Annotated in this window: 10 protein-coding genes; 5 read left to right on the top strand and 5 right to left on the bottom strand. The window is 65.9% G+C overall.

Annotated elements, in window-relative coordinates; genetic code table 11:
• The 5 genes from mlaD to AC1DMG_RS16610 all read right to left on the bottom strand — a co-directional run.
• A partial coding sequence (gene mlaD, locus AC1DMG_RS16630; protein ID WP_477180786.1) for an outer membrane lipid asymmetry maintenance protein MlaD occupies window positions 1-669 on the bottom strand: 669 nt, incomplete at its 3' end.
• Window positions 670-727: 58 nt separating this feature from the next.
• A complete protein-coding gene (mlaE, locus tag AC1DMG_RS16625; protein ID WP_441604506.1) occupies window positions 728-1498 on the bottom strand; it encodes a lipid asymmetry maintenance ABC transporter permease subunit MlaE in 771 nt (256 codons plus the stop codon).
• On the bottom strand, window positions 1495-2331 hold the full coding sequence (locus AC1DMG_RS16620) for an ABC transporter ATP-binding protein (protein WP_477175045.1): 837 nt from the start codon (window positions 2329-2331) through the stop codon (window positions 1495-1497). Before AC1DMG_RS16620 ends, mlaE begins: the two co-directional genes overlap by 4 nt.
• A 255-nt stretch (window positions 2332-2586) precedes the next feature.
• On the bottom strand, window positions 2587-3228 hold the full coding sequence (gmk, locus tag AC1DMG_RS16615) for a guanylate kinase (RefSeq protein ID WP_441604508.1): 642 nt from the start codon (window positions 3226-3228) through the stop codon (window positions 2587-2589).
• A complete protein-coding gene (locus AC1DMG_RS16610) occupies window positions 3225-4085 on the bottom strand; it encodes a YicC/YloC family endoribonuclease (RefSeq protein WP_441604509.1) in 861 nt (286 codons plus the stop codon). The genes gmk and AC1DMG_RS16610 overlap by 4 nt, the downstream gene beginning before the upstream one ends.
• Window positions 4086-4162: 77 nt before the next feature.
• On the opposite strand from AC1DMG_RS16610, the gene rph reads away from it, so the two are divergent.
• The 5 genes from rph to AC1DMG_RS16585 all read left to right on the top strand — a co-directional run bounded on the left by rph (window position 4163) and on the right by AC1DMG_RS16585 (window position 9398).
• Window positions 4163-4894 carry a ribonuclease PH gene (gene rph / locus AC1DMG_RS16605; protein ID WP_477180785.1) on the top strand — a complete coding sequence of 244 codons (732 nt, stop codon included), beginning with the start codon at window positions 4163-4165 and terminating at the stop codon, window positions 4892-4894.
• Window positions 4895-4905: 11 nt separating this feature from the next.
• Window positions 4906-5505, top strand: coding sequence for an RdgB/HAM1 family non-canonical purine NTP pyrophosphatase (gene rdgB / locus AC1DMG_RS16600; RefSeq protein WP_477180784.1), 600 nt, complete (start codon window positions 4906-4908; stop codon window positions 5503-5505).
• Window positions 5506-5508: 3 nt separating this feature from the next.
• Window positions 5509-6675: a radical SAM family heme chaperone HemW gene (gene hemW / locus AC1DMG_RS16595; protein ID WP_477180783.1), complete on the top strand. Its 1167-nt coding sequence runs from the start codon at window positions 5509-5511 to the stop codon at window positions 6673-6675.
• A gap of 81 nt (window positions 6676-6756) precedes the next feature.
• Window positions 6757-9042: a DUF1631 family protein gene (locus tag AC1DMG_RS16590; protein WP_477180782.1), complete on the top strand. Its 2286-nt coding sequence runs from the start codon at window positions 6757-6759 to the stop codon at window positions 9040-9042.
• Window positions 9039-9398, top strand: coding sequence for a PilZ domain-containing protein (locus tag AC1DMG_RS16585; protein ID WP_441604513.1), 360 nt, complete (start codon window positions 9039-9041; stop codon window positions 9396-9398). Before AC1DMG_RS16590 ends, AC1DMG_RS16585 begins: the two co-directional genes overlap by 4 nt.
• Window positions 9399-9665 lie beyond the last annotated feature (267 nt).

Raw genomic sequence — 9665 nt, 5'->3', positions numbered from 1 at the left:
GGTGAACACCGCGGCGGCCGAATCGTCCGGGATCTGGTTGTAGCGCTTGTCGATCGCCAGGGTGACCAGGGCGTCGAGCTTGACCGGGTCGGCATTGATCGACTGGACGCTGCCGATGGCCACACCGGCCATCTTCACCGGCGCACCCACCGAGAGCGCACCCACGTTGGTGAAGCGGGCCTTGACCACGTAGCTGCCGCCCAGGTTGTCCGCCACGCCGCCGGCGCCGAAGAACTTGCCCAGCATCTCCTCCAGCTGCTGCGCCGGACGGGTGAGCGCCAGCTCGCCGCCGTCGGCCAGGGTCTTCTTGGAGCTGCCATAGCGCAGGCCGACGTACTGGTCGCCCAGCAGGCCGCTGGTGAAGATGGTGGCGACCGAATCGTCCGGAATCTGGTTGTAGCGCTGGTCGATCGCCAGCTTCACATCGGCCGTTTCCTTGCCCGGATCGAGCACAATCGATTGCACCTGGCCGACGCGCACGCCCGCCACCTTCACCGGCGCACGCTCCTTGAGCTGGCCGATGTTGGCGAAGTGCGCCTCGACGGTGTAACTGGGGCCGCGGCTGGAGTTGGCCACCGAGGTGGTCTGCGTGGCGAGATAGCCGAGCGCGGCAAAGCCGAGCACGATAAACAGGCCGGTGCCGACGGCATACGATTGTCTCTGGCTCACGGCACGATCCTCATGGAATAGGGGTTGGATACGGTCAGGTCGGCGCTCATCGGCTCACTCACATCAGGAACGCGGTGAGCACGAAATCGAGCGCCAGGATGGCGATGGACGAAGCGACCACGGTACGGGTGGTGGCATAGGCCACGCCTTCGCTGGTCGGCGGCGTGGTATAGCCCTGGAATACGGCGATCAGCGACACCACGATGCCGAATACGACGCTTTTCCAGATCACGCCGTTGACGACGTCTTTCACCACCTCGACGGTGGCGGTCATGTTCGACCAGAAGGTGCCGTTGTCGATGCCCAGCCAGCTCACGCCCACCAGGTGCCCGCCAAAGATGCCCAGCGCGCAGAACACGCAGGCCAGCAGCGGCATGGCGATCACGCCGGCGAGGAAGCGCGGCACGGCCACATAGGCAATCGGATCGACCGCCATCATTTCCATCGCGGCGATCTGGTCGGTGGCGCGCATCAGGCCGATCTCGGCGGTCACCGACGTGCCTGCGCGACCGGCGAACAGCAGCGCCGTCACCACGGGACCGAGCTCGCGATAAATGGCGATGGCCACTACCGTGCCGGTGGCCGAGGTGCCGCCGAAGATCGACAGCACGTCGTACAGCTGCAAGCCCAGCACCATGCCCACGAACAGGCCGCAGACCATGATGATGATCAGGCTCATCGCGCCGACGAACCACAGCTGGCGGATCGTCTCGCGGTAGTGGCGCATGCTGCGCGGTATCGCTGCGATCATGCGCAGCAGGAACAGTCCGCAATCGCCGATCTGCGACAGCGAACGCACTACGATGTTTTCGGAGCCCGTTGCGATCATGCGTTCTTCCCTGGAAAACCGAGCGATACGCCCAGGTCGCCGGCCGGATACTGGAATGGCACCGGGCCGTCCGCGTCGCCGCCGAAGAACTGGCGCGTCCACGGCGACCCGTCGTTGGCAATCGTCCTGGGATCGCCCTGCGCCACCACCTTGCCGTTGGCGATCAGGTAAATGTGATCGGCCACCTGCTTGATCGCTTCGAGCTCATGCGCCACCAGCACACTGGTGATGCCCAAAGTCTCATTGAGCGTGCGGATCAGCTTGAGCACCTGGTTCAAGGCAATCGGATCGAGACCGACAAACGGTTCGTCGTACAGAATCAGCATCGGATCGAACACGATCGCGCGCGCCAGCGCCACGCGCCGCGCCATGCCGCCGGACAGCTCCGTCGGCATCAGCCCCGCTGCACCGCGCAGACCCACTGCCTGCAGCTTGGTGAGCACGATGTTGCGGATCAGCACCTCCGGCAATTCGGTGTGCTGGCGCAGCGGGAACGCCACGTTCTCGAACACGTCGAAATCGGTGAGCAAGGCGGAATTCTGGAACAGGTAACCAATGCGCTCGCGTAGCTCGAATAGCTTTTCGCGCGACATCGTCGCCACGTTGTTGCCGTCCACCAGCACTTGCCCCGCATCGCCGCGCATCTGCCCGGTGATGTGCTTGAGCAGGGTGGTCTTGCCGGTGCCGCTGGGCCCCATGATGGCGGTGATCTTGCCGCGCGGAATATCGATATCCAGCGCATCGAACACCTTCTTGCCATTGAGCACCGTGGTCAGGCCACGGACGCGCACCAGGGTGCTGTCCTCGGGCTTGGCGCTAATGGAGTCGGTCATGGGCAATGAGGGGCCTGGGTAAAGGCGACAAGTTAGCTGAATAGGGCCGTGAAGGCCATGTACGAATCGTCGTAGCGGTCAGTAATGGCTAACGGAACAAGACCTTGGCACGGATCTAGAGTTCCACTCCACCCTGCGGAAGCAAACCTTGTGGGAGCGCACCCTGTGCGCGACAGGCGCCACCGACCAGCGGGGAACACCATGGCCCCGCAGTCGCGCACAGGGTGCGCTCCCACAGTGGGGTGGGGGCTGACCTCAGGCCAGCAATTCCTGGATCAACGTCTCATGCCGCTTCAGCTGCAACGCCGAGCGCAGGCGCGTGGCCCGCACGATGCCCTGCAAATCGTCCAGCGCCGCATCGAAATTGTCGTTGACGATGATGTAATCGAATTCATGCGCGTGGGCGATTTCCTCGCGCGAATTGTGCAACCGGCGCGCAATCACTTCCGCGCTGTCCGACCCGCGGCCGCGCAGGCGGCGCTCCAGCTCGGGGCGCGAGGGCGGCAGGATGAACACGCTCACGCAATCGGGCTTGCTCTGGCGGATCTGCCGCGCGCCCTGCCAGTCGATTTCCAGCAAGACATCGCAGCCCGTCGCCAGCAGCGTATCCACCGTCGTGCGCGAGGTGCCGTAAAGATTGCCGTGCACTTCGGCGTGCTCGAGGAAGATGCCGTCGGCCACCTCCTGCTCGAACACCTCGCGTTCCACGAAGTAATAGTGGCGGCCGTACTGCTCACCCGGACGCGGCGGACGCGTGGTGTGCGATATGGACAGCGAAATCGACGGCTCACGCTCCAGCAGCGCGTTGACCAGGGTGGATTTGCCCGCGCCCGAGGGCGCAGCCACCACGAACAGGGTGCACTGGGTGTCTTGCGCGTGAGGCGTGGTCGCGTTCATTCGATGTTCTGCACCTGTTCKCGCATCTGCTCGATCAGCACCTTCAGGTCCACTGCAGCATTGGTGCTGCGCACGTCCACCGCCTTTGAGCCCAGCGTGTTCGCTTCGCGGTTGAATTCCTGCATGAGGAAATCCAGGCGGCGACCGACCGGCTCCCTGGTGCCCAGCACGCGGCGGGTTTCGACGATGTGGGTGGTCAGGCGATCGAGTTCTTCATCGACGTCGCTGCGGGTGATCTGCAGCACCAGTTCCTGTTCCAGGCGACCCGGGTCGGCCGGCTGCTTGAGATCGGCCAGGCGCGATTCCAGGCGGGCACGCAGGCCTTCGCGGATCTGCGGCATGAAGCTGCGCACGTCGGCCACGATGCGTTCGATGGCGTCCAGGCGCTCGGTCAGCAGCTCGGCCAGCTTGGCACCTTCGCGCTCGCGGGTGGCGGTGAGCGCTTCGAGCGCCCGATCCAGCACGTCCAGCAGCGAGGCCTGCAGAACCTCTGGGTCCACCTCGGACTGTTGCAGCACGCCCGGGAAGCGCAGCAGCTCGGTGAATTCGATATTCATGCGCGGAAAGCGCGCTTCCAGGTCCATCGCCAGCTCGGACAGCCGCGCCAGCGCGGTGGCGTTGACCTGCATGGATTCGGCACGGGCCTCGCCGCGCAGGCGCACGGTGACGTCCACCTTGCCGCGCGACAGCTTGGCGGCGATGCGCTCGCGCAAGGCCGACTCGAACACGCGCAATTCGTCGGGAAGGCGCGGGCTCAGCTCCAGATAGCGGTGGTTGACCGTGCGCAACTCACAGCTGAGCGTGCCAGCGGGGCCGGTCGTCTCAGCGGAGGCATAAGCCGTCATGCTGCGGGTCATTTGAGCGCCTGCGGATATCAGTAAAGGCCGCAATGGTAAACTTTCCCGCCCTGCCTTGCCCAATGGCCTCCATTCCCATGAGCTCTCCCAGCCGCCCCAGTGGCCGCGCCAGCGACCAGCTGCGCACCGTGACCATCGAACGCCACTACACCCGCCACGCCGAAGGTTCGGTGCTGGTGAGCTTTGGCGACACCCGCGTGCTGTGCACCGCCAGCATCGAAGACCGCGTGCCACCTTGGCTGCGCGGCAAGGGCGAGGGCTGGATCACCGCCGAATACGGCATGCTGCCGCGCGCCACCAACACCCGCATGCAGCGCGAAGCCGCGCGCGGCGGCCAGGGCGGCCGCACCATGGAAATCCAGCGCCTGATCGGCCGCAGCCTGCGTGCCTGCGTGGATCGCCAGGCATTGGGCGAGCGCGTGATCACGCTCGACTGCGACGTGATCCAGGCCGATGGCGGCACCCGCACCGCCGCCATCACGGGTGCCTATGTGGCACTGGTTGWCGCGGTGAACCTGCTGATGAAGCGCGAGAACCTGCGCCGCAACCCGGTGGTGGGTGCGATCGCCGCCGTCTCGGTGGGCATTTATCAGGGCGTCCCCGTGCTCGATCTGGACTAYGCCGAAGACWSCAATTGCGAYACCGACATGAACGTGGTGATGAMCGRCRGCGGCGGCTTYRTCGARGTGCARGGCACGGCCGAGGGCCATGCGTTCCGTCGCGATGAGATGGACGCCCTGCTGGGCCTTGCCGAGAAAGGCATCGCCGAGCTGGTGGCCGCGCAGCGCGCCGCGCTCGAACTGTCGTAACGGTTGCGCTGATGACACGCATCGTCCTGGCCAGCAGCAATCCCGGCAAACTGGCGGAGTTCAACGACCTGCTGGCCGACAGCGGCCTGCACGTCGAGCCGCAGTCGGCGTTCAACGTGCCCGACGMCGAGGAAACCGGCCTCACCTTCGTCGAGAACGCGCTGCTCAAGGCGCGTCATGCCTCGCGCATCAGCGGGCTGCCGGCGCTGGCCGACGATTCGGGCCTGTGCGTGCGGCATCTGCGCGGCGCGCCCGGACTCTACTCGGCGCGTTACAGCGGCCAACACGGCGACAACGCCGCCAACAACGCGCGCCTGCTGCGTGAACTGGAGGGCGTGCCGACCGAGCAGCGTGGCGCGTTCTTCATCTGCGTGCTGGTGCTGCTGCAACACGCCGACGATCCGGCGCCGCTGATCGCCGAAGGCCGCTGGCATGGCCATGTGCTCACCGAACAGCGCGGCACGCACGGCTTCGGCTACGACCCGTTGTTCCTGCCGGAAGACGAAACCGTCAGCGCCGCTGAGCTTCCGCCCGGCCTGAAGAATCGCATCAGCCATCGCGGCCGTGCGTTGGCGCTGCTGCGCAGCCAGCTCGGCGAGACGCATGGTTAAGCCATGTCGCTGATCGCGCCACCGCTGTCGCTGTACGTCCACATGCCGTGGTGCGTGAAGAAGTGCCCGTATTGCGACTTCAACTCCCACGGCGTACGCGGCGACACGCCGCCGTATGAAAGCTATGTGGACGCATTGCTCGCCGACCTCGATGCCGACCTGATTGATTTTGGTGGCGCGGTGCACGGGCGCACGGTGCAGACCATCTTTTTCGGTGGCGGCACGCCCAGCCTGTTCGCACCGGATCTGATCGACCGTTTTCTCGACGGCGTGCGCGCCCGCCTGCAGCTGGCCACTGACGCCGAGATCACGCTGGAAACCAACCCCRGCACGGTCGAGCATGGACGTTTCGACGGCTATCTGGCCGCTGGGGTGAATCGCCTGTCGTTCGGCATCCAGAGCTTTGACGATGCCAAGCTGCGCCGGCTCGGTCGCATCCACTCKGCCAGCGAGGCCGAAGCGGCGGTAAAGTCCGCCCAGGACGCGGGCTACATCAACCTCAATCTCGACCTGATGTACGCGCTGCCCGAGCAAACCCAGGAGGGCGCGCTGGCCGACGTGGCGCGCGCCGTCGCGCTGCAGCCCACGCATATTTCGCACTACCAGCTCACCCTTGAGCCGAATACGGCCTTCGCCGCCAACCCGCCGCCGCTGCCTGACGACGATCACGCCTGGGCCATGCAAGAGGCCTGCGAACAACAGCTCGCCGCCGCCGGCTATAGGCAATACGAGATATCCGCCTACGCCCAGAGCGACCGCCGCTGCGCGCACAATCTCAACTATTGGCGCTTCGGCGATTACCTCGGTATCGGCGCCGGCGCCCACGGCAAGCTCACCGACGTGGCCAGCGGGCAGATCATCCGCCGCTGGAAGACGCGCCTTCCCAAAGCGTATCTGGCGACGCCCGCCGGCGCCGGACGCATCGGCGGCAGCGCGTCGGTAGCCCCGGACGAACTGCCCTTCGAATACATGCTCAACGCCTTGCGCCTGATCGATGGCGTGCCCATGGCCGACTTTGTCGAACGCACCGGCCTGCCGCTCGAGCGCATCGCAGGCGCCCTCGCCCATGCCCGCCAACGGGGCTGGCTGGCGGACGACCCAGGTCGTTTGCATACCACGGCGCTCGGCCAGCGCTTCCTCAATGACGTCATTTCCGGATTCCTTGACTGAATCCACCGTCCGGCCGATGGCGTGCACCCGATACCCGCTTTAGACTCTGTGCCATCCGGGGGGAATCAACCAAGGTCTGTCATGGAAGTCGAACAGCAGGGTCGACGGCCGCCGCATGCATCTGATCGGGACTCGCGTCCTGACAATGTCGCGTGGTCGCCGCGTGCCCGTCGCCTGATCGAAGAAACGCACTCCCTCTGCACCAGCTGGCTGGAAGCACCGCTGCGCCAGTGCTTCCTTGAGGCCGAACAGCGCCTGTACGCGCAGGCCGAGCGTTCGCGCAATCCCGCCGAACAGCAACAGTGCCTGTATTCCCGCCAGCTGATCCAACAGCAGCGCGGACCCGTGGAGCGCCGCTTCATGGAGGGCGTACGCCAGCATTTCGGCAGCGTCGGCACGGTGCACGAACCCGAAGTGGTGCACCCCGACGCGCCACGCCGACCGCTGGAGCTGCTTGACCCCACCGAACACGAACAAACCGTGGCGCTCGACAAGCTGATTGCGCGCGGCGAAGCGCGCCATGGCACGGCGCTGTTTGAACTGGGCTATCGGTTCGCCGTGCTGGCCAGCCTGCCGCCGCTGGAAGGCGAAAGCCTGCCGCTGGGCCCACAGGCGCTGGCCCATGCGTTCCGCGATGGCATGACCGCGCTGGAGTTGCCGGTCGAACATCGCCTGCTGCTGTTGCAGTGTTTCGACATGGCCGTGGTGCAAGGACTGTCGACGCTGTACGACACGGTCAACGAACATCTGCGCGCCGACGGCATCCTGCCGCAGCTGCGCGCCTTCCCGACGACGCGTGCGCCGATCGAGCGCCAGCCGCGTCCGGGCGCAAACGACAATCCGCCCGTGCCGCTGGCACGCCAGGCAGCCGCAGCGACGCCTCCCGCGAGTGCGACCGCACCGCGCAGCGACAGCATCGCCGTGCTCGACAATCTGCGCGAAATGCTCGCACAGCATCGCGCGGGCCAGGGCGCACTCAGCTATCAGGATGGCGGACGTGCGGCGACGCCGGGCGAACTCCAGCTCGCGCTGGACGCGCTGCAATTGCATGTGAGCGACGTGGCCGAGCAGGCACGCCGCGAACTGCTCAGCGCCCAGGCGCTGCGCGAGGAGTTGATCACCCAGCTCAACACCGGCCGACCGGCGGGCTCGGCGCAGATGCATCTGACCGAAGAGCAGGGCGACACGGTGGAACTGGTCGCCATGTTGTTCGAGCAGCTGGATCGGCAGGTGCCCAACAAGAGCAACGCGCACTCGCTGCTCGRCGATCTCCAGCTGCCTCTGCTGCGCATGGCGGTGGCCGACCAGGGCTTCTTCAACCAGCGCGAACATCCCGCGCGCAAGCTGCTGGGCCTCGTCGCCGAAGCGGCGAATGACTGGCTGGACGGCCCCGAAGGCGACGTCGATCGCTCGCTCGAAGCGAAGATCAACCAACTGGTCGACCGCGCACGCCGCGAACCACCCAGCACCGGGCTCTACACCAGCCTGCTGGCCGATATCGAACATCATCTGGGCCTGCTCAACCGCAAGGCACAGATCGCCGAACGTCGCCAGGTGGAGGCGATGCAGGGTCGCGAGCGGCTCGAGCAGGCGCGCCATCGCGCCGCCGAGTTGATGACCGAGCGCTTCGACAAGTGCAATCCACGCGGCTTGTTGCGCACCTTGCTGGAGCGCGCCTGGTCCGACGTGCTCGCGCTCACGCTGTTGCGCCACGGCGAAGACAGCGAAGCGTTTACGTTGCGCCTGCGCATCACCGATCAGTTGCTGGGTCAGCAGCCCGTGCTCGATCGCAACCTGCTGCAGGCCGAGGTGGAGTCGGGCCTGCAACAGATCGGCATGCACGCCGAGGAATCCGTGCAGGTCGCCCAGCGCCTGCTGGGCATTCCGGCCAATAGCCCGACCACCAGCGAAGCGGCGACGACCACCGAGCTGGCCCTCAAGCTGAAACAGCATCAGCGACTGGGCGAGCACGCCGCACCGGAAACGCCGGCGCCCGTTCCGGCCGCACCGCCGACACCGGCTCCGCCGGCCGAGTCGCCGGAGCGCCGCATCCGCCAGCGCCTGCGTCAGTTGCCCTTCGGCAGCTGGTTTGAATTCATCGATCCGTCCAACGGACGCATCACCGAACGCAAGCTGGCCTGGTATTCGCCGGTATCGGGCAACAGCCTGTTCGTCACCCGTCGCGGCCTGCGCGGCCAGGAAATGACGCTGGAACAGCTCGCCCACGAAATGGCCTGTGGCCGCGTGCGCGAAATGCCGCCGGTGCGCGAGAACCTGCTCGATCGCGCCTGGCATGCACTCACCAGCCACCTGCGCCAGATCACCAGCGGTCCGCCAGCCGCATCGCGTAGCGGAGCATCGACGTGAGCGAGAACATTGCCTCTATCGACCAGCGCCGCGCGCTGCGCAAACGCGCCAATTTCACTGCCGTCGTCACTGACGTGATCACCGGCCAGCCGATCGGCCATCTGGGCAATCTCTCCGCCAACGGCATGCTGCTGATCAGCACGCACCCGCCGCGCAGCGAGGCCATCTATCAGGTCAGCCTGTCATTGCCTGGCCTGGGTAGTGCGCCACAGAGCATCGAGGTGGGCATCCAGGAACAGTGGCACGAAGCCGCGGCCAGCCCCGGACAGGTGTGGTCGGGGTATCGCATCGTGGCGATCGATGATGCGGATGCGGCGATGTTGGATGCGTGGTTGGAGCAGCCGGAGAGGGGTTAGGGGGTTGCTCGTCGTCGCGGCGTAGGTGGCGTTTTGTTCGCTATGCCGACGCAGGCCGGGGGCGCTTTTCAACAGCCGAATGGCTGGTCATCCAGAGCTTCGGTGTTTCCTTGTCACCTTGAGGCCAGCGTGCCGCCTACGCGGCGGGCGTTTCGATCGGCTGCCGCCGACCGAGTCACTTTTCTCTTGCTGGCCCAAGAGAAAAGTAACCCAAAGAGAATGGCCTGATAACGCCCGCAGCATCGTGTTGGGATAAGMCCGAACGCT

The sequence above is a fragment of the Dyella sp. 01N36 genome, assembly GCF_056399745.1.
Note: the sequence above shows the minus strand (reverse complement) of the source record. Positions and strands in the feature narration are given on the sequence as shown.

What these genes read in the sequence shown, in the direction of transcription:
- mlaE (WP_441604506.1), bottom strand. Translation starts at nt 1,498, where the DNA reads ATGATCGCAACGGGCTCCGAAAACATCGTAGTGCGTTCGCTGTCGCAG.
- AC1DMG_RS16620 (WP_477175045.1), bottom strand. Translation starts at nt 2,331, where the DNA reads ATGACCGACTCCATTAGCGCCAAGCCCGAGGACAGCACCCTGGTGCGC.
- gmk (WP_441604508.1), bottom strand. Translation starts at nt 3,228, where the DNA reads ATGAACGCGACCACGCCTCACGCGCAAGACACCCAGTGCACCCTGTTC.